Genomic DNA, 20,151 nt, shown 5'->3' on the forward strand with positions numbered 1-20,151 from the left:
CTGATAAAAAAAATCCCTCTAAGTTATTACCTTAAAGGGATTTTTATTTGAATTAATATCAACTTATTAGTCCTTGATGATTATTCACTATACTTTTAGTTTAGTTTATTAATCATTTACTCCATATAATTATAAAGAAAAAAAACTAGGAACTAAAAAACTATTTAAAATTTGCAATTCCTTCTTTTAACCATTTAAGATACTCTTCTACCCCAACATAACTGATTGTCGGTTTTGAGTCATGCAAATTATTACCTTCTAAATCTGTAATAACATACAAAAGCTGTGTATTGGTTTTATATTTTGAAATCATAAAATCAGTCCATTTATCTCCTACCGTAATAATTTCGTCACCTGCTTTGGTAACAAACTGCTCCTCTTTTGGTAATTCTCTCTTATCATCTACATATAAAGAAATCAGAACAACCTCATTTTTTAGGATTGGTAAAACTGCCGGATCAGACCAGACATTGTTTTCCATTTTTCTACAGTTTACACAAGCATATCCTGTAAAATCAAGCATTATAGGTTTGTTGATTTCTTTTGCGTAAGCTAATCCATCTTCATAATCATGAAAAACCATTATTCCATGTGGTCCTAATTCTGCGCCAGCCGGAAGTCCTTTTATATCTGCGCTAGCATTTGAATGTCCAGAACCTCCAACTCCAAATGGGCTTTCGCTATATTGTGGCGGTGGCGGGAATGCGCTGATTAATTTTAATGGCGCTCCCCAAAGTCCCGGAATTAAATAAACGGTAAAAATAAGTGTTAACAATCCCAAGTACAATCTTCCAACAGAAATATGCTGTATTGGACTATCATGAGGCAATGTAATTTTTCCGAATAAATACAACGTTAAAGCTGCAAAAATTGCAATCCAAATGGCAATGAAAACCTCTCTTTCTAAGAAATGCAATTGCAATACTAAATCAGCATTTGATAAGAATTTAAATGCCAATGCCAGCTCTAAAAACCCTAAAACTACTTTTACGGTATTTAACCAGCCTCCCGATTTTGGTAATGAATTTAACCAGCCCGGGAACATTGCAAATAACATAAACGGAAGTGCCAATGCTAAAGAGAAACCAAGCATTCCGATTATTGGAGCAATTCCTCCGTTTGAAGCCGCTTCTACTAATAACGTTCCAACAATTGGTCCTGTACAAGAAAACGATACAATTGCCAAAGCCAGAGCCATAAATAAAATCCCAATCAAACCACCTTTGTCAGCTTGTTGATCTGCTTTGTTTGCCCATGAATTTGGAAGCATAATTTCGAATGCTCCTAAAAATGAAGTTGCAAAAATGACCAAAATAACAAAGAAAATTAAATTGAACCAAACATCTGTAGACAATGCATTTAAAGCATCGGCACCAAAAATTTTAGTTACAATCAATCCAAGAATTACGTAGATTGCAATAATTGAAATTCCATAAATAATAGCATTCCTGATTCCTTTTGCCCTGCTTTTACTTTGTTTTGTAAAGAAACTTACTGTCATTGGAATCATTGGGAACACACAAGGTGTAAATAATGCCGCAAAGCCTCCTAAAAAAGCAAGGAAAAAGATCGACCATAAACTTCTTGAAGGTGCGGGTGCCGGCATATCGGCCTTAGAAATCGGTTCTTCAATATTTGATTTTACGACTTGTGTTTTTGCACTGTCAGTTGCTTTTTTTGCTGTATCAACAGCAATCCCTGCAACTTTTGTTTCGTCCAGTTTTGATTCAGTCAGTGCAGGAACTTCCTCCATTTTAAAACTGGATGGAATTGCGATCGAGAATTTTTTATTAGAATTAATACAAACCTCTTTACAAACCTGAAAATCAAATTCAACATCAACCGTTTTTAAATTTGGGTTAATAATTTTGATTTCCTGCGTTATATGTGCTTTCCCTTCAAAGAAAGTTTCATTTACTCCAAAAACATCATTAAAAGCGGTTCTGGTTTTTCCTTCTTTAGCTTTTCCTACTAATTCGTAATTTCCTTTTTGATTTTTGAATGCAATTTCTAATGCAAGAGGTCCGCCTTCAGGAGTAAATTGCGAATACATATGCCAGTCTTTTTCGATCGTTCCGTCAAAAACTAAAACAGCATTGTTTCCCGCTTTCTTTTCAATTTTAGCAGTCCATTTAACCGGTTCTAAAACCTGTGCATTACTTTTAGTAAATGCAAAGAAGAAAAACAGTAAAAATAAAATGGATCTACTCCAGGCACTTTTTGGCATTATCACTTGACGGTATTGATTAAAATTCATTATTGCAGTTCTATTTTAAGTATTTTATTTGTTGTATTATCAATTTTAAAACGTTCATCTTGTCTAAGTCCTACAACCCAGACGATTTGATTATCTGAACATAAAATCCATGTTTTTTCTTTTTCAATCAGAGATAATTTTTCATCTTTAAAAAGTTTGCTCACTTTTTTTGATTTCCCCTGCATTCCAAACGGATGAAAAACATCTCCCTCATTCCATCTACGCAAAATTAAAGGAAACCGGATTTTTTCAGCATCCACAAATATAGACTTATTTGATTCTATAGTTATGTGACCTACGTTACAAAGGCTTAAATTTAAGGGAAAATTAACTTCTGTTTCGTTTTCATTAATTTCAAATTCTTCTTTTTCTGACGTTTCTAAAAAGGGACTCAAAATCAAAATTTCTCTGTTTTTCAATAATCTAAACTCACCCGAAAGGACTTGTTTACCAGATTGTCCGTTTACTAAATCGTAAATATCACTCCAGGCAGTAAACCCAAATTCATTAAGCCATTGATACAAATACGATTTATAATTTGGAAGTTTTTTTAACTGATTCAGATCAAAGTGAATTTCCTCTCCCTCCTCTTTCGCTACCTGTTGATAAATCATAATAGAGGCATCTTCCACCATCTCCTGCGATTCCTGCAAATACGATTGTGTTTTTTGAAAAGCATCCAGAAAATTAGGATTGATTTCCTTTAAGATTGGTACTAAATCATGACGAATTTTATTTCGCAGGTACTTATTTGATGCATTGCTGCTGTCTTCACGCCATTCAATATTATTTTCCTCAGCATATTTTAGAATTTCATCTCTTGAAAAAGGCAAAAGCGGACGAATAATTTTATCATTTTGCTCCGGAATTCCGATTAATCCTTCTAATCCTGTTCCCCGGGTTAAATTGATAATAAAGGTCTCCAGATTATCATCAGCATGATGCGCCGTTAGAATATAATCGAAGTTTTGTTCTTCCAAAAGTTCATAAAACCAACTATAGCGAAGTTCTCTTGCCGCAACCTGTGTTGATAATTTATAATCTTCGGCAAAAGCTTCGGTATCAAACTGAGTAGTAAAAAATGAAATATTATGCTCACTACAATAATTCTGAATGAATTCCTGATCGCCAAAACTTTCTAAACCACGAAGCTGAAAATTACAGTGCAAAACAGCAATCTCATAAGGTAATTGCTTCAATAAATGCAGCAAAACCACACTATCTAATCCACCGCTGACAGCAAGAAAAAGTTTCTTATTTGCCAAAAATGGGAACCTTGATATGATATGATTTTGAAATTTTAAAAGCATGCGATAAAAGTAAAGAATTAAATTCTATCTATTTTTAAATGAAATGTTAAGCGTGGAGTTTTTTTTATTCGCCACGATTTATTTCTCACGCAGTCCCGATAGCTATCGAGAGCAGATTGAGCAGATTTATTTTAGCCACAGATTAAAAAGATTTGCACAGATTTTTAATCCTTTTAATCCTTTAATCTGTGGCTATAAACTTTAAAAACTACTGCAATACTTCATGCATTGCCTTAGCTTTCAGTAAACATTCTTCATATTCTTTTTCAGGAATTGAAAGCGATGTTATGGCACTCCCAACAGAAAATGAAACATATTTCTTTTCCTGATTGTATAAAATACTTCTGATCACGACATTAAAATCAAAATCTCCTTCGGGTGTAAAATAACCAACAGCACCGCTGTACAGACCTCTTTTGGTTTCTTCCAGATTTTCGATAATTTTCATCACTGAAATTTTTGGCGCCCCGGTCATGCTTCCCATAGGAAATGTTGTCTTTAAAACATCAACCACAGAATATTGAGGATCTAACTTAGAAGTTATCGTCGAAATCATCTGATGCACCTGCAAAAAAGAATAGATTTTGCAAAGCTCTGCAACCTCAACTGAACCCTTTTGAGCTGTATGCGACAAATCATTTCGAACTAAATCAGTAATCATGATATTTTCAGCACGTTCTTTTGAATCAGATGCTAAAAAAAGTTTTGATTTTTCATCCTCTAATGGATCCGAAAAACGTTTTGAAGTTCCTTTTATCGGCTGAGAAATTATGGTTTCTCCTTCTTTTTTTAAATATCGTTCCGGTGAAGCAGATAATAAATATTGCTTATTATTTTTAAAGAAAACAGCTAATGGTGCCTGCGAAATCTCATTGAGTTTCTGAAATTTTTCCAATGGATTTATAATCGCATTTTCTGAGAAAAACTCCATACAAAAATTCGCTTCGTACATATCGCCTTTATGGATATGTTCCAGTATTTTATTTACTTTTTCAACATATCGTTCTTTTGAAATTCGTTGTTGCACTTCTCCCGAAGCCTCGGGACCGCTCAGTGTGACAAATGGTTCAGACTGGATTTGCATAATTTCTTCAAAATCATCGTCGACCTCATCATCACACAATCGCAAATATTGAATTTCAAGCTGATCTCCTTTCAGCAGAAATATTTTTTTTGGCTGAAAGAAAAACATATCAGGAAAATCCAATCCGTCAAAATTAGTTGATTTTAATTCCTCAATATCATTCTTTAAGTCATACGAAAGATAGCCCAAAAGCCAGTCTTTGGTCGTTTGCTGATATTGTTTTAAATCATCAAAAGCATTTTGAAAATCTGTTTTTAGAGATGTAAAAGCATCAACAGCCAATAAACAATCGAAATTTGAATATTCTTGCGGATATGAATTACTATCCAGAAAAACAATCTCTCTAAATTGTTGTGACCAGCTTAATAATTGCTGTTTGAAATGCGCTGGATTTGAAATCTTTTTATGAATTGAAACTCTCAAAAATGAATGGATTTAAGACTTCAAAATTACGATAAAAAAAATCCTTCGATAGAAAGAATCTCTTAAAATTATTTGGCACGCTTTTTAGTATATCGATTTTAAGAGCATTCCAGAATAATTCAACCAATACATCAAATTTTTAACGAACAAACTTTTTAATTATCAATCAAACTTAAAAAACTTTATGAAAACAATTGCAAAACTAGGTTTAACCACCTTAACTTTTACTGTCGTATTATTTTCCTGTAAAAAAGCAGATTACGCTTCTTCAGAAAATGCTGATTTAAAAGCAACGGCTGACACTACAGCTATTTCATCATCTGCAGCGGTCGAGAAAAAAGACAGTAAACAGAAATTTATTAGAACTGCAGATATTAAATTTAAGGTTAAAAACGTTGTCAAGTCCACGTATGCAATTGAAAATGCTACTCAAAAATTTGGAGGCTTTGTAACATATACCAATTTACAAAGTAATATTCACGATCAGATTAAAACTAAAATTAGTCAGGATAGCACTTTAGAAACCACTAAATATTCAGTAGTAAACGATATCACTATTCGCGTTCCAAATACGCAATTAGACACCGTGATTAAAACGATTGCCAAACAAATTGATTTTCTGGATTTCAGGGTTATTAAAGCTGAAGATGTTTCTTTAAAAGTATTAGCCAACCAGCTTTCGCAGAAAAGAAGTGCTGTTACAGAAAAAAGAGTTGCACAAGCAATTGATTCTAAAGGAAAAAAAATAAATGATATTGTCGAAGCCGAAAATACGCTGGAAAATAAAAAAGAAGAAAATGACAATCGTACAATTGAAAACTTGTCTATGCAAGACCAGATTAACTTTAGTACTATTACATTACAGCTTTATCAAAACGAAACCATAAAGCAGGAAGTAATGCCAAGTGAAAAAGATAGTGCTGCATATAAACCCAATTTAGGAATCCAAACTATTGATGCTTTAAAAAGTGGCTGGTATATCTTGCAGGCGATTTTAGTTTTCATCATTAATCTTTGGCCTTTTATTTTGATAAGCATAGGAGGCTTTTTCCTTTACAAAAAATACGGAAAGAAATAAGAAAAGTGTTAATAAAATAGCAATATCGTAACAAAAAAATCGTTATATTTGATATACTATTCAATTAATCCTAAAACAAGGCTGTTTTGATTGTAAAATTCTCATTAAAGATCACTGAAAAGCTCCATTTTATAGTGCATTAGAGAATTAGATTAGACGATTTACAAGCGCATATTTTATTTTTTTAACCTTTTTAAAAAATCCTAAGTATTATGAAAATTGCTACTATTATTGTCCGTGTTTTAATTGGTCTTTTATTCCTTTTTGCCTCCATCAGTTTCTTTTTTCATTTAATGCCAGCCGAACCGGCAACTAATGATGATTTTAAAGCTTTCAATACAGGTTTAATGGCTTCTACCTACTTAATGCCTTTAGCCAAATCAATTGAGTTGCTTTGCGGAATAGCATTTGTAACAGGACGCTATGTCACATTAGCAAATATTTTGATCTTGCCTATTACGGTAAATATCTTGTTTATTAATTATTTCCTGACGCCAGACGGACTACCTCTTGCGGGATTATTGTTCATTGGCAATTTATTTTTAATTTACAGATATTGGGATAATTACAAAAGTGTTTTCACTGCTTAATTTTTTTTCACCCTAAAATAAAAACCCGACAGCTTCAAAACTGTCGGGTTTCTTTTTATCAATTCATCTTATCTTGTTTGACCCAGACTAAATCAGATATATTGTATCCAATTTCCCGAGCCTTGATAAGAAAATCTGCTTTTATACTTTCCGGGATTGTTTTTTCTCTAGAAAGTATCCACATGTATTTTAAACTTTCGCCTGCAACCAGAGCATATTTATAATCCTGATCTACTGCAATAACATTGTACCCGGCATAAAAAGGACCAAAAAACGAGACCTTAAGCATACCAATATTGTCCTTTTTGACAAATTTGGCTTTCCCGATGCTTTCTTCCCATTTGTCTTTTTTGACATCATAGCCCTTATTATTGACTTTTATGGTACCGTTATCATTCAGAGAATATTCGGCGGTTACATTATTTAAATCTTTTTCCCATTTGTAATCTAATCTTGCGATCTCATACCATTTTCCCAAATACTTTGCCTTATCAAAATTGGTAACGGCAACTGCTTTTTCAGGAATCGTTGAACCACAGGAATAAAGTACAGCTGCAATTCCCGCTCCAAGAAGAACTGGAGCTATATACTTATTTTTCATAATGTTATCTTTTAATTAAGATAAAGATACCATCTGAACAACACATCTAATTTACAAAATTTTTCTGAAAATTTATATTTTTTCAAACTTTTAAAATAGTAATAACCAAAAATAAAAAACCGTCAATTCTATAGTCTTAGAACTGACGGTTTTTAAATATAACTTACGTAAATGTTATACGTGTAATGCTCTGTTTTCTGTAGCTGCCAATGCTGCTTCTTTTACCGCTTCAGCAAAAGTTGGGTGCGCATGGCTCATTCTTGAAATATCTTCAGCAGAAGCTTTGAATTCCATTGCAGTAACTGCTTCAGCAATTAAATCTGCTGTACGTGCTCCAATCATGTGAACACCTAAAACCTCATCTGTTTTTTCGTCAGCAAGGATTTTTACGAATCCGTCTAAATCAGCACTTGCTCTTGCACGTCCTAAAGCTTTAAATGGGAAACTTCCTGATTTATATTTAACTCCTGCAGCTTTCAATTGCTCTTCAGTTTGTCCAACCGCAGCAACTTCTGGCCAAGTGTACACTACACCAGGAATTAAGTTATAATCGATATGTGGTTTTTGACCTGCTAAAATTTCAGCAACCATTACTCCTTCTTCTTCCGCTTTGTGTGCTAACATTGCTCCACGAACAACGTCACCAATTGCATAGATATTTGGCGTACTAGTTTGTAAATGATCATTTACTTCTACTTGTCCTCTATCAGAAATTTTAACTCCGGCTTTATCAGCGTTTAATCCGTCTGTATAAGGACGACGACCAACAGAAACTAATGAATAATCTCCTTCAAGAGTGATCGTTTCTCCTTTTGCATTTTCAGCCTGAACCGTAACAGCATCACCGTTTCTTTCTACTGATTTTACTTTATGAGAAACGTAGAATTTCATTCCTTGTTTTTTCAATACTTTAGTTAATTCTTTAGAAAGAGAACTATCCATTCCCGGAATAATTCTATCCATGAATTCTACTACAGAAACCTGAGCTCCTAAACGCAAGTAAACTTGTCCAAGCTCGATACCGATAACTCCACCACCAATAATAACTAAGTGTTTTGGAACTTCTTTTAAAGCCAAAGCTTCAGTAGAAGTGATGATTCTTTCTTTATCAATTTTGATAAATGGTAAAGAAGATGGTTTTGAACCTGTAGCGATTACAGCATATTTAGTTTCAATAGTTTCTGATGTTCCGTCAGCTTTTGCAACAGCAATGTGTGTTGCGTCTACGAAAGAACCTAAACCATTAAAAACAGTAATTTTATTTTTATCCATTAAGTAGTTGATTCCACCTACGGTTTGATCTACAACTGCTTGTTTACGAGCAATCATTTTCTCTAAATTGATTTTTACGTCTCCTGAAACTTCAATTCCGTGATCTGCAAAATGAGCAATTTCAGCATAATGATGAGAAGAAGATAATAATGCTTTTGAAGGAATACAACCTACGTTAAGGCAAGTTCCGCCCAATGAATTATATTTTTCTACAATGGCAGTTTTAAAACCTAATTGTGCGCAACGAATTGCTGATACATATCCTCCAGGACCTGAACCTATAATGACTACGTCAAATGAACTCATAGTATTTTGTTTTTATTTTTTAGCGGTTACAAAATTAAGCAATAAAGTTCTGTTTAAAGTTTAAATCTCAATGTTTTTTGTGTGAAATTTTGGGTGGGAGTTTTACCACGAAGAGCATGAAGAATTACGCAAAAAAACATAATTTACTAACCAGCATCACGTAATTCATAAAAAAATCACCTTCACTTTGATAAGTAAGAAATAACCCTATTTTTGTAATGCATTTAATCTGTTTCGAACTTCGCAACCACGCAAAATATTGAAAGATTATGCGAAACCTAATAACAATCACTATCACTAAAATGAAACAACTTCTAGTTATATTACTGACTTTTACAATTATATCCTGTAAAAATAAAACCCAAAACACTATTTCTAAGCCAAGTGAAACAGTGAAATTTACAAATTTAAAAAATAGCCAAAAATCAAATTCCGCGCATAAAGTCACAATTGACTTTAAAAAAAATAAAGACTTACTTGACATTATTCTACTTTTACCTGATAGTACTTTTTCAAGTTGGGAATGGAAACTTGAAGATCGAACTAAATGGTACAATGAAATCAAGGATCACAATTATTATATTGATAATGACCCTAACTTTTTTAATCAAAAATATTTTGAACCTCATAAAGCTGGCTTTTCAATTGTTGATGGTTTCTGGTCGATAAATATTTATAAGACTTCTGAAAACTCATACATTGTAATTACCGACGATATTGTTGGAGATGGTAATTCGCTAAATTTTTATGAAGCATACTCTAATATATTAAAGCAATATTTAGACGAAAAGACAATTTTTTCAGACTTCAAAGAACAATTAAAGAAAAAAGAAAACACTGAAAATTGCGAAGACAAATTTGAAGAAATGAATGATCCAATTTTCGAGTTTGATTTCACAACTTCTAATAAAGTTGAAATTGAAAGTTCCTGGTACTTAACAAAAGAAAATTACGAAAATTGTTTAACCGGAAACGCCATAACATACCATTTCAACCCAAAAACAAAGAAATTTGAAGTAGAAAAAATATATTGGAAACCTAAAAACGAGAACTAAAAAACATCACCTAAGAGCTATTCAGTGAGATTGCAAATTTTGCAATAAAATCACATTTCTGCTTTGCAGGAAATTTTATCTTTATCGAAAAACATATGGTTCTGGCCTTTGTTATCTAGTAAAACGACAGAACGTTATGCGTAATTGAAATTAACATATTAATACACTAATAGAAAATTTAAAAAAAATGGGAATTTACCTAAGCTTTAATTTTGTCAAAAAGGATAAAGAACTATTTGCAGGAGAACTTCCGTCTCTACGAATGTATGAAGCTAAGCTACCTTTAGTAGAGAAGAATTTTTATAATAATGGTAATGATAGTGTTTCGTTTTACGGCGGGGGATACATTTTTTCTGAATTTGAACAAAATGCTGGAAATAGATGGGAATATTATCAATACCACAATGATTGCTATTTTATCAATATGGTAAATACACTGTGCGGGATTGACCAAAGAGACTATGATGACCGAACAGTATTCTTGTTTGAAATGGATTTAATTAAAAATGCATTTCAAAACGTAATTAAATATGCAAAAAATGGCGGATTCACTAACAAAGAATATTACGAAGAGGATATGAAACTTCTGAATATATTTCTTGAGAATATTATAAAAAACGAGGAGAAAAATCTTTTGATTTCATGCTGGATTGGGTAATAAAAAACTACACATAACAGCTTTACTAGATTTAGAAAATAGGCTAAATGGAAAAAAATGTTTTGTGTTTATAATGATTTAACAAATCCAAAAATGGGCCTAATTTAATCCCAAACCTTCTGTAGTACAAAAACACCAGGCATTAGCAACGAAAGTGAGGTCGATAACTAAACGGAAAAATGAATGAGAAATAAAATCATAAAATGAACAAGAAAACAATCCAAGAAATATTGAATGGTATTTCAATCGAAACAGAAGAGGCTCTATTAGAAATTTCGGATGAAATTTCCATCAAAGAATCAATTGGAGAAATAAAAAATAAAGCAACACTAGAAGCATTTACAATTTTCATTGGAGTTCAAACAATTGGCTGTTGGAAATCTGGTGGTTGGGCTACTGGAATTTTTGGGAATTATCCGGAAATTGTCCCCTATATTCCAAGTGCAATGAAAAGTTTACAATTAGAAAATGTAGCCCAACTTGTAGAAAAAGCAATCCATTTATTTCCTGAAAAAACAGACTTTACTGAGAATGACCAAGACTATTGTGATGTAATTAATTTTCTAGAGGGACACGACCGATTTATTAAGAATAAACAAAAATTTGAGCAATATTCTTCTGAAGAAAAATCTCAAATTCGAGAAAATTATCACAATGCAATAGAAAAACTTGAAAAAGAAGTAGATCCAATATGGGGATATGACGCGCCAAATCAAGAAGGTTGGGGAAATATTATACATTTCTTGAAAAGTAATCTCAATGCGAAAATTTGGAAAGAATAAAAACATGATGACTGAGCGCCACAAGCGAGCCGGGTATTTGGCGAAATTTAAAGATGGTTTTGTATTTGAGACCATTTATTTCGCCTGTACAGTATATCGCTCGAGTGGCAAATGCAAAAATAAAACCTAATTTAGTCCCAAACCCGTTGTAGTACCAGAACGTTAAATCAATTTTAAAAACATACCAATTATATGGAAAACAATAATATTAACCCTTTAGAGGGATTTCAAAAAATGCTATTACAGCAACATGAAAACGCAAATGGAAGTATAGATAAAAAATTATACGATGAAATTATCAAAACTGCTGAAATAATTGAAGGAAAAGGAGATAAATCAAATCTAAAAGAAATAATAGACAATTTAAGAGAGAGATTTAAAAATGAAGACTTAAATCAAGTCACAAATTTGTTTATTTATTGTCAAAGTTTTTTAACTACCAACGAAGAACCTTTACCATTGCCTTCTCAACTATGTATAGCTATAGGTAAATTATTCACTCATGAAAACCTTCATTATACAGCAAGTAAAATTTATAGTGATGATGAAATCGACGGAGGAAGTGCATTATCTTTTTTAGGGTATTTAGCAATGCACGAACAACATACACCATATATTCTTAATTTTATCAAAGAAAACTTCAGTGGATTTTCTAAAAACAAAAAGACAGAATGTGTATTTCAACTAAAAGAAATACTCCCGGAAAATGAAATAGCAAAACAAATAATAGAAGATAGCGGGATTACTAAATATGAACTAATTTTTAGCACAGAAGAAGACTCAACTTCCAGACCTATTACCTTTAAAAGAGATAATTTTAAGAAAGCAGACAGTAATGTAAACCCGAATTTCCAAGAGCAAAAACCGGATAATCAAGAACCTAAACCTAAATTACCTTGGTGGAAATTTTGGTAAAATAACTACCCCATGAGACCAATAAAAATACAGAAATGAAAAATGAATTAATCTTATTCCCCAAATTAGAAGACGTCTTCAACAATGTTACAGACAGACATTCCGAAATATTCTTACCCGTTGTTGCAATTCCCAAAACAATGATTAACGAAAATTGGGAAGGCTACTTTTTTGTCATTCAATTTAATGAGGATCCATACAACAGAGAAACTGTACAATATTTCACTGAATATTGTACTGATACAATGATTTCTTTTACGATCGAAAACGGCAAATATAATTTCGACACAAATTTAGGTTATTTTAATACGACAGACGATTGGGAAGAATATCAAGTCGAAACAAAAGAGAAATTTGAAGAATCTAAAAATGATTTTTTCAATACCGGAAATCAATTCAATATCGCCGAAATCAAAATTGGAGGAGAACCTGAGTGGTGGCAAGGAGATGCAACACCAAACGACCCAAGCGGAAATCCAATGATATTTGTTACCGAAATCGAAACAGATCCATTTTGTGCAGACTCTTGCGACAAGAAAATTTTTGTTTTTTACAGTAAAGAACATAACCTAATCGTTCATTTATACCAAACAACATAAAAAAGCCAAACACAACATCTTTTTTCAAAACCGGCACAAAAAACTTATAGACAAACAATGACAGTTTTGAAACTAAAAGTAAATAGTGGAAATTTTGGTAAGATAATCACCCAGAAGACAATAAAATGAAACAACTACTCAAACTTATAATTATTGCTTTTGCATTTATTCCAATTTTTGGATTTTCACAAACAAACAAAAACTACATTACTGTTGGTTATTCCAGCATTTGTTGCGGAACGCCATCAGAAAAACCTGTGATGGATTTTGTCAAAAATTTTGAAAAGAAAAACAAATTAAGACCATTCGAAATGTTTGTTGAAAATGGTTTAGGAAAAGAAGGCGAACACGCTTTTTATATTGGAATAGATAATTTGAAAAGTAGCCTTTTAAAATCTTTTCTAAACGGACTAAAAACTACAACTTCCAACCAAAATAAAAAACGTTCAAAAAACAGAGACGGATATGTAAATTTGGACGAAAACCTTACGTCAAATTCTACCTTGAAAGACATAAAAGCCAAACCAAGAACCAGAATTAGTTCGCTGGAAGTTTATAATTATAAAAAATAAAATACCTATTTTCTCTTTGAAGTAAAATGCAGTTAAAATCATATTCTGCCAACTTTGTCATTTTGACTGCAAGTCACTGATCACGGAAAAAAAACTTAGTCCCGAAGCTTCGGGATAGCAACTTAGAACCTTTAAAAAAACCTTTTTCCCTTTGCTACTATGAACCTTTGAACCTCCTAAAAAGAAATCACCGTCGAATTTTTCACTTCACTAATCATAAACATACTTTGAGTACTTCCAATGTGCTGCAGCGAAGTTAATTTGGTTACTAAAAACTCGCGGTACGCTTCCATATCTTTTACCAATACTTTTAGAATATAATCGTAATCCCCACTTACGTGATGACATTCTAAAACTTCATTTAGTTTGATGACTTCGCTCTCGAATTTGGTCAGGAATTCCTTTGTGTGCTGAATTAACTTTAAATGACAGAACACTACAAATCCTTTTTCGATTTTAGACTTATCAACTAAGGCTACATAGTTTTTAATAATTCCTTCCCGCTCTAATTTTTTGATTCGTTCATAAACGGCGGTTACAGATAAATTAAGTTTTAGAGATAATTCTTTGTTAGTCTTTTTACTGTCGGTTTGAAGTAAAACGAGAAGCTTTTTATCGATGGCGTCTAAAATCATTATAGTCGATGGTTTATAGTTAATAGCTGGTAGTTTCTTATAAGTGAAAGAAAATCTATTTAATTACTTTTTGCGAATCAAATTTAGATTAAAAATCATAAAAATCACATTTTTATAATTTTAAAATCTAAATAATAGACAAACACTTGATTAATTTTCTAATTCAGTTTTATTTTGGATAAAGAAAAAGAGATTCTATGTTCAATCAACTTGAAACCTGAAACCTTAAACTTGAAACAAAACAAAAACTAACTATAATGAAAGACTTTAACCCTGCTGATAAAATTCAGGATTTACAATATTTTGGCGAATTTGGTGGTGTAAACCCATCTATTTCAGATTCTTCTACTTATACTTTTCTATCGGCTAAAACAATGTTTGACACTTTTGAAGGAAACATGGAAGGCTGTTATTTGTATTCTCGTCATTCTTCACCTAGTAATTTATATTTAGATCAGGCTTTGGCAGCAATGGAAGGAACAGAAACAGCAAATGTTTCGGCTTCAGGAATGGGAGCTATCACGCCTACTCTATTGCAATTATGCGGTGCAGGCGATCATATTGTTTCAAGTAGAACAATCTATGGCGGAACATATGCCTTTTTAAAGAATTTCACTCCGCGTTTTGGCATTGAGACGAGCTTTGTTGACATTACAAAACTGGATGTTGTAGAAAAAGCTATCACTCCAAAAACCAAAGTTTTGTATTGCGAAACCGTTAGTAATCCGTTATTGGAAGTAGCCAATATTGCTGGTTTAGCGCAAATAGCTAAAAAACACAATTTAAAATTAGTAGTCGATAATACATTTTCGCCTTTATCCGTTTCTCCGGCAAAACTAGGCGCTGATATTGTGATTCATAGTTTAACGAAATACATTAACGGAAGCAGTGATACTGTTGGTGGTGTAACTTGTGCATCGAAAGAATTTATCAATTCACTAAAGAATGTAAACAGTGGTGCGAGTATGCTTTTAGGACCAACAATGGACAGTTTGCGTTCTGCAAGTGTGATGAAAAATTTAAGAACACTTCATATTCGTATTAAGCAACACAGTCATAATGCACATTATCTGGCAGATCAGTTTGAGAAAGACGGTTTGAAAACGGTTTATCCGGGATTAAAAAGTCACCCAAGCCATGAATTATACAAAACGATGATTAATCCTGAATATGGTTTTGGAGGAATGATGACAATTGATGTGGGTTCTTTAGAAAAGGCCAATCAACTAATGGAGCTGATGCAAGACCGAAATTTGGGTTACCTCGCTGTAAGTTTAGGATTCTACAAAACATTGTTTAGTGCACCGGGAACCTCAACTTCAAGTGAAATTCCTTTAGAAGAACAACACGAAATGGGATTAACGGATGGTTTGATTCGTTTTTCTATAGGTTTGGATAACGATATTGAGCGTACTTATAAAATGATGAAGGCTTGTATGGTTGAGCTTGGAATTTTATAGAGCTATTTCACAGAGACTTATAAAGTTTTCACGCAGATTAAAAATGATTTAAGCAGATGCTCGCAGATTTCATTCATAGCTAAATTCAAACTAAATCTGCCTTAATCTGCAATCCCGATAGCTATCGGGAGCGTGAAAAGAACTTTACGCCTTTGCGGCAAAAAAAAAACATAATCTGGGAGGCAAAAAAGTTTATACCTTCTTACAAAATCGCAACAATTCTTTATAAATAAATTTGCAAGATTTTTTATTAGTTTGTTTGAAATCCGCTGGAGATCTTTTTCTCTAAGCGGATTTTTTTTGCTTTTTAAAAAATTCTTATCCATTCATTTACAACAAATTAAAAACAGACCTGAATTATTCGCAAAAAAAATAACAAATTCCGCGAATAAAGTTTTTTTACTATTTGTTTCAGAAAAAGTTTTAAACACTAAAACGTTGTAGTCACTGAACTTCAGATTATTACATAATTTCAATGTTAATTAAATATACTTTTATCAAAAAAATAACCACTTAACTAACTAAAATGAAATTATGAAGAAAAACCTACTTTTGTTGTATGCCCTGGTACTTCCCTTTGCTTTTTTGCAGGCACAAGTGAATACTTCTTATTTATGGCATCTCCATCAGCCCACTTATTGGGGCGATGTGAGTAAAAAAAATCCTAACCGATACCAAATTGTAAAAGAGTCACAAGACCTGAAACTTTCGGGAGCGAATAATGATAAAAACGGACTGGCTCATCCTACAAATAATCTTGAGGAAATTTTTGGAACCGGAGATCGTGTTGCTGCTTATCAGTTTGCTCCAAAAAATGCTATTAATTCTATTCGTGATTTAGCAAAAGCCGGAGCGCAAATTACATACGGAGGATCCTTGATGGAAAATGTAAATGAACTTGCACAAGCTAATCAATGGGGATATTCGAATTCCTGGACTCAAAACATTAAAGATGCAAAGTCATGGAAAACTTCTAGCGGGTTCTCGCGCATGGAAGTTGTTTCTTTTACAATGCATCACGCTCTTTCGCCATTATTAAGCGACGAGGCACTAAAGAAAGAAATTAAAGCACATCAATATTACAGTGCTCAATTATTTGGAACGCACGACTCTAAAGGATATTGGCCAGCTGAATGTGCTTTTTCTGAACGAATTATAAAAACCCTGACGGAGTGCGGAATCGAATGGTCTGTAATTGCCAACAGCCATTTATCCAGAACGCTGGCTGATTATCCTGTAAAATATGGCTCAGGTGGAACTATGTGTGATGTTCCTAACAAAGCAGACCAGGTAGAAACTATAGGCGGTACATGGTTTTCTGCACAAAAAGATGCTCGCGGAGGACAGTTTGCTGTTCCTTACTCTTATCTTCCTTATAAAGCAAAATATGTTGATCCGGAAACTGCTCAGGAATATAAAATTACTGTAGTTCCTATGGCTGATTACGAAAGTTATGAAGATGGTTACGCTACGATTGGCACCTCGTTAATTGCTCCAATTGTTGCAAAAGCATCGACTTCGCCAAGACCTCCATTAGTTTTATTTGCGCATGATGGAGATAATGCCTGGGGCGGTGGCTCATCGTATTACAACGAATCGGTTACAGGGTTTTCGCATGCATCTGCTGCCAATGGAAACATCCCAACTACAATACCACAATACCTGAGTGACAATCCTGTTCCTGAATCGGCGGTTGTGCACGTTGAAGATGGTGCGTGGGTAAATGCAGATGGAGATTTTGGGCATCCTCAATTTACAAATTGGTTATGGCCGTTTTTTGATCCGGTCTCTAAAAAATTCAATCCAAATGGCTGGACAGAAGATATGATGAATCAGGCTATTACTACTGCCGGAGAAAATCACGCTATCATGGCAGAACAACTGGAAGGCAACAACTTAAGAATGAGTGAAATTGTAAATCCAACATCTGCAGTGAGTCCTGCTGAAAAAGCATGGCATTTTTTGATGGCTGGATATGATAGTGGAAATGCATATTACGGTCTGGCAGAAGATCTGGAAATTAAAACCACACTAGCCGTTAACAGATGCGTGCAATATGCAAAACCTACTCTGGATGCGCATCCGGGTGTCGATGCTACAAAACCTTCTGTTTTTATTCCGCAGCGCTGGCCTTATAATCCGGGAGAAAAAGGATACGGTGCGCCTTATGCTTATAAAGACTTCCTGAATTCGGCAGATTTTACAGTTTATACTTTTGCCTATGATGTAAGCGGAATTGAAAAATCTGAATTAAAATACAGAATTGATGTTGACGGAAAAAACAATCTAAGTTCTAACCAAAATGAAACTTATGCGGGAGGCAGCGAAGTAGGAAGCTGGATATCGTTGCCAATGGCGGAAAGAGTTTTCCCTAAAGGGAATGTGACTAATAGTACGCAAGCTGATTTATATATGCTTCCGGACGTAATTGCTAATCAATATTCGGCAGAAATTGCAGGCATATCAGAAAAGCTGTTAGACTATTATGTTGAAGTAACGGATAAAAAAGGAAACATAACCAAATCTAAAATTCAGCATGTATGGGTTGGAAAAAACCTGGATGTTGCACCAAAAATTGCTTTTACGCCAGACACCGGCAATTCTACCACTGCAATTGATGTAACGATTACCGCTACAGACAGTACAGACCCAAAACCAAAATTGTATTATACTACTGATGGTTCTGCACCAACGCTTACTTCACCATTTGTAGAATCTACTAAAACAATCAACGTTACGCAAACAACAACGATAAAAGCATTTGCAGTAGACAAAGACGGAAATCAATCTGATATCGTGACTAAAACATACACAATTGGAGCGATTCCTGAATTTACAGTATATTTTAAAAAACCGGCTAATTGGAATTCAGCTGTAAAAGTTTATTACTGGCTTCCAACGGGAACTGCTCCTGCAGTGACTTATCCGGGAGTGGCCATGACTCAGGATTGTGGAGATTGGTATAAATATACTTTTCCGTCAACAGTAACAGCTTCTAATTTATTATTTAATGATGGTACTTTAAAAACTGCCGATTTGAATGCTACTGGCGGAATTAAATATTATGATGGCGCATGGTTAAGCGCAGAACCTTTAAACAGATGTCCTTCGGTAGCTCCTGATTTTACTTTTTCGCAGGCTGGAGGAACTTTTACAACGGGAACAACTGTAAATCTTACATTAACTGCAAACGAGAGTACTTCAACTATATATTATACTTTAGACGGAACGGTTCCAACAACAGCTTCAACTTCTGCAGTTGGCTCTAAAACTATTGCAATAACAAGCACAACTACACTTAAAGCTTTTGTAAAAAATGCTGCCGGAGCAGTTTCTGCTGTAAAAACAGAAAACTATACTTTTAGTACACCGACCACTTTTACTGTATATTTTAAAAAACCAACTAACTGGGGTTCTGCCATAAAAATTTATTATTGGTCACCAACCGGAACTGCTCCCGCTGTAACCTATCCGGGAGTTGTAATGACTCAGGATTGCGGAGATTGGTATGCTTATACATTCCCATCGACAGTAAGTGCTTCAAATTTGTTGTTTAATGATGGTAATCTAAAAACAGGGGATTTAAGCACTACTGCAGGGATTAAATATTATGACTCAGGCTGGTTAAGCGCTGAACCTGCAAACAGATGTCCTGTTATCGCTCCTGATTTTACAAATTCTAAAACTGGCGGTACTTTTACGACGGGAACTACGGTAAATGTTGTTTTAACTGCAAATGCGACAACCTCAACGATTTATTACACTTTAGACGGAACAACTCCTACTACAAGTTCAGCCTCGGCTATTGGCACAAAATCATTTGCTTTTACTGCAAACACAACTTTAAAAGCTTTCGTAGTCAATACTGCCGGAGTTTCATCAGCAGTCAAAACGGAAGTTTATACTTTTACTGCAGTTCCAACGCTTACGGTATATTTTAAACCTCCAACAAACTGGACTGGTGTTCCAAAAGTACATTACTGGAATGCTGTTCCATCGGGAAGTGCGGCAAATACAACCTGGCCAGGCGTTGCAATGACTGCCGATACAAATGGCTTTTATAAATACACCATTACTGGTCCAACTGCTATAAATGTAATTTTTAACAATGGTTCTAGTGGTTCTGCTAATCAGACTGCCGATTTACTAAACAAGACAGATGGCTATTCTTATACATGGGGTTCAACTACTTCTAAAATGGCTGTAAATACTGAGACTGAGGAAACACAAACTTATGCAGTACGTCTGTACCCAAATCCTGTTGAACAAACCTTGCAAATAAACTCCACTATTCCGATAAGCGAATACAGTATTATTTCGGCACAAGGAAGTATTGTTCAGGAAGGAAAATCTAATACAAGTACGATTGATGTAAGTCGATTAAGCAAGGGACTTTATTTTATTACTATCAGATTGGAAAATGGTGTGGAAACCATGCAAAAGATTATCAAAAAATAAAGTTTTTTAAGTCTTTATTGAAGAAAGAAAAAAGCCGTTCTGAATTTCAGAACGGCTTTCTGTTTAGAAGATTTTAATTTTTTACCGCCACGAATT

The 20,151-nt window shown here is 33.8% G+C and carries 16 protein-coding genes; 10 read left to right on the forward strand and 6 right to left on the reverse strand.

Annotation, left to right across the window (positions count from 1 at the left end):
* Positions 1-160: 160 nt before the first annotated feature.
* The 3 genes from OLM51_RS17430 to OLM51_RS17440 all read right to left on the reverse strand — a co-directional run bounded on the left by OLM51_RS17430 (position 161) and on the right by OLM51_RS17440 (position 5,074).
* Positions 161-2,257: a protein-disulfide reductase DsbD family protein gene (locus OLM51_RS17430; protein WP_264551870.1), complete on the reverse strand. Its 2,097-nt coding sequence runs from the start codon at positions 2,255-2,257 to the stop codon at positions 161-163.
* Positions 2,257-3,567, reverse strand: coding sequence for a tRNA lysidine(34) synthetase TilS (gene tilS, locus OLM51_RS17435; RefSeq protein WP_264551871.1), 1,311 nt, complete (start codon positions 3,565-3,567; stop codon positions 2,257-2,259). Before tilS ends, OLM51_RS17430 begins: the two co-directional genes overlap by 1 nt.
* A gap of 208 nt (positions 3,568-3,775) precedes the next feature.
* Complete coding sequence (locus OLM51_RS17440) at positions 3,776-5,074, reverse strand: anthranilate synthase component I family protein (protein ID WP_264551872.1); 1,299 nt, start codon at positions 5,072-5,074, stop codon at positions 3,776-3,778.
* A gap of 184 nt (positions 5,075-5,258) precedes the next feature.
* On the opposite strand from OLM51_RS17440, the gene OLM51_RS17445 reads away from it, so the two are divergent.
* Together OLM51_RS17445 and OLM51_RS17450 are read left to right on the forward strand one after the other, a co-directional pair.
* Positions 5,259-6,152, forward strand: a complete 894-nt coding sequence (locus tag OLM51_RS17445; RefSeq protein WP_264551873.1) for a DUF4349 domain-containing protein — start codon at positions 5,259-5,261, stop codon at positions 6,150-6,152.
* A 212-nt stretch (positions 6,153-6,364) separates the two neighbouring features.
* Positions 6,365-6,742, forward strand: a complete 378-nt coding sequence (locus OLM51_RS17450; protein WP_264551874.1) for a DoxX family membrane protein — start codon at positions 6,365-6,367, stop codon at positions 6,740-6,742.
* A gap of 58 nt (positions 6,743-6,800) precedes the next feature.
* Here OLM51_RS17450 and OLM51_RS17455 read toward each other — a convergent pair whose 3' ends face one another.
* Together OLM51_RS17455 and lpdA are read right to left on the reverse strand one after the other, a co-directional pair.
* A complete protein-coding gene (locus OLM51_RS17455; RefSeq protein ID WP_264551875.1) occupies positions 6,801-7,343 on the reverse strand; it encodes a lipocalin family protein in 543 nt (180 codons plus the stop codon).
* Positions 7,344-7,517: 174 nt separating this feature from the next.
* Entirely contained in the window at positions 7,518-8,921 is a 1,404-nt protein-coding gene (lpdA, locus tag OLM51_RS17460; RefSeq protein WP_264551876.1) for a dihydrolipoyl dehydrogenase, read from the reverse strand.
* Between the two features lie 302 nt (positions 8,922-9,223).
* Between lpdA and OLM51_RS17465 the strand changes: the two genes are divergently transcribed.
* The 6 genes from OLM51_RS17465 to OLM51_RS17490 all read left to right on the forward strand — a co-directional run bounded on the left by OLM51_RS17465 (position 9,224) and on the right by OLM51_RS17490 (position 13,502).
* Positions 9,224-9,976, forward strand: a complete 753-nt coding sequence (locus tag OLM51_RS17465) for a hypothetical protein (RefSeq protein WP_264551877.1) — start codon at positions 9,224-9,226, stop codon at positions 9,974-9,976.
* A gap of 187 nt (positions 9,977-10,163) precedes the next feature.
* Positions 10,164-10,634, forward strand: a complete 471-nt coding sequence (locus OLM51_RS17470; RefSeq protein WP_264551878.1) for a hypothetical protein — start codon at positions 10,164-10,166, stop codon at positions 10,632-10,634.
* Between the two features lie 203 nt (positions 10,635-10,837).
* On the forward strand, positions 10,838-11,416 hold the full coding sequence (locus OLM51_RS17475) for a hypothetical protein (RefSeq protein WP_264551879.1): 579 nt from the start codon (positions 10,838-10,840) through the stop codon (positions 11,414-11,416).
* Positions 11,417-11,608: 192 nt separating this feature from the next.
* Positions 11,609-12,331 carry a hypothetical protein gene (locus tag OLM51_RS17480; protein ID WP_264551880.1) on the forward strand — a complete coding sequence of 241 codons (723 nt, stop codon included), beginning with the start codon at positions 11,609-11,611 and terminating at the stop codon, positions 12,329-12,331.
* A gap of 35 nt (positions 12,332-12,366) precedes the next feature.
* The gene (locus OLM51_RS17485) at positions 12,367-12,930 is read left to right on the forward strand and encodes a hypothetical protein (protein WP_264551881.1); all 564 of its coding nucleotides are present in this window, start codon (positions 12,367-12,369) and stop codon (positions 12,928-12,930) included.
* A gap of 125 nt (positions 12,931-13,055) precedes the next feature.
* Positions 13,056-13,502, forward strand: a complete 447-nt coding sequence (locus OLM51_RS17490) for a hypothetical protein (RefSeq protein ID WP_264551882.1) — start codon at positions 13,056-13,058, stop codon at positions 13,500-13,502.
* Positions 13,503-13,678: 176 nt separating this feature from the next.
* Here the strand turns inward: OLM51_RS17490 and OLM51_RS17495 are convergent, their stop codons facing one another.
* Positions 13,679-14,137 carry an Lrp/AsnC family transcriptional regulator gene (locus tag OLM51_RS17495; protein ID WP_264551883.1) on the reverse strand — a complete coding sequence of 153 codons (459 nt, stop codon included), beginning with the start codon at positions 14,135-14,137 and terminating at the stop codon, positions 13,679-13,681.
* A gap of 257 nt (positions 14,138-14,394) precedes the next feature.
* Between OLM51_RS17495 and OLM51_RS17500 the strand changes: the two genes are divergently transcribed.
* Complete coding sequence (locus OLM51_RS17500; protein ID WP_264551884.1) at positions 14,395-15,597, forward strand: aminotransferase class I/II-fold pyridoxal phosphate-dependent enzyme; 1,203 nt, start codon at positions 14,395-14,397, stop codon at positions 15,595-15,597.
* 534 nt (positions 15,598-16,131) lie between these two features.
* Positions 16,132-20,055: a starch-binding protein gene (locus tag OLM51_RS17505; RefSeq protein ID WP_264551885.1), complete on the forward strand. Its 3,924-nt coding sequence runs from the start codon at positions 16,132-16,134 to the stop codon at positions 20,053-20,055.
* The last annotated feature ends 96 nt before the right edge of the window (positions 20,056-20,151 follow it).

Origin of the sequence: Flavobacterium sp. N2038, assembly GCF_025947185.1 — a bacterium.
GTDB lineage: Bacteria > Bacteroidota > Bacteroidia > Flavobacteriales > Flavobacteriaceae > Flavobacterium.

Bases quoted from the DNA above. Each gene is read 5' to 3' on its own strand.
- OLM51_RS17430 (WP_264551870.1), bottom strand. From the start codon at position 2,257: ATGAATTTTAATCAATACCGTCAAGTGATAATGCCAAAAAGTGCCTGG.
- tilS (WP_264551871.1), bottom strand. From the start codon at position 3,567: ATGCTTTTAAAATTTCAAAATCATATCATATCAAGGTTCCCATTTTTG.
- OLM51_RS17445 (WP_264551873.1), top strand. From the start codon at position 5,259: ATGAAAACAATTGCAAAACTAGGTTTAACCACCTTAACTTTTACTGTC.
- OLM51_RS17450 (WP_264551874.1), top strand. From the start codon at position 6,365: ATGAAAATTGCTACTATTATTGTCCGTGTTTTAATTGGTCTTTTATTC.
- OLM51_RS17455 (WP_264551875.1), bottom strand. From the start codon at position 7,343: ATGAAAAATAAGTATATAGCTCCAGTTCTTCTTGGAGCGGGAATTGCA.
- lpdA (WP_264551876.1), bottom strand. From the start codon at position 8,921: ATGAGTTCATTTGACGTAGTCATTATAGGTTCAGGTCCTGGAGGATAT.
- OLM51_RS17465 (WP_264551877.1), top strand. From the start codon at position 9,224: ATGAAACAACTTCTAGTTATATTACTGACTTTTACAATTATATCCTGT.
- OLM51_RS17470 (WP_264551878.1), top strand. From the start codon at position 10,164: ATGGGAATTTACCTAAGCTTTAATTTTGTCAAAAAGGATAAAGAACTA.
- OLM51_RS17475 (WP_264551879.1), top strand. From the start codon at position 10,838: ATGAACAAGAAAACAATCCAAGAAATATTGAATGGTATTTCAATCGAA.
- OLM51_RS17480 (WP_264551880.1), top strand. From the start codon at position 11,609: ATGGAAAACAATAATATTAACCCTTTAGAGGGATTTCAAAAAATGCTA.
- OLM51_RS17485 (WP_264551881.1), top strand. From the start codon at position 12,367: ATGAAAAATGAATTAATCTTATTCCCCAAATTAGAAGACGTCTTCAAC.
- OLM51_RS17490 (WP_264551882.1), top strand. From the start codon at position 13,056: ATGAAACAACTACTCAAACTTATAATTATTGCTTTTGCATTTATTCCA.
- OLM51_RS17495 (WP_264551883.1), bottom strand. From the start codon at position 14,137: ATGATTTTAGACGCCATCGATAAAAAGCTTCTCGTTTTACTTCAAACC.
- OLM51_RS17500 (WP_264551884.1), top strand. From the start codon at position 14,395: ATGAAAGACTTTAACCCTGCTGATAAAATTCAGGATTTACAATATTTT.
- OLM51_RS17505 (WP_264551885.1), top strand. From the start codon at position 16,132: ATGAAGAAAAACCTACTTTTGTTGTATGCCCTGGTACTTCCCTTTGCT.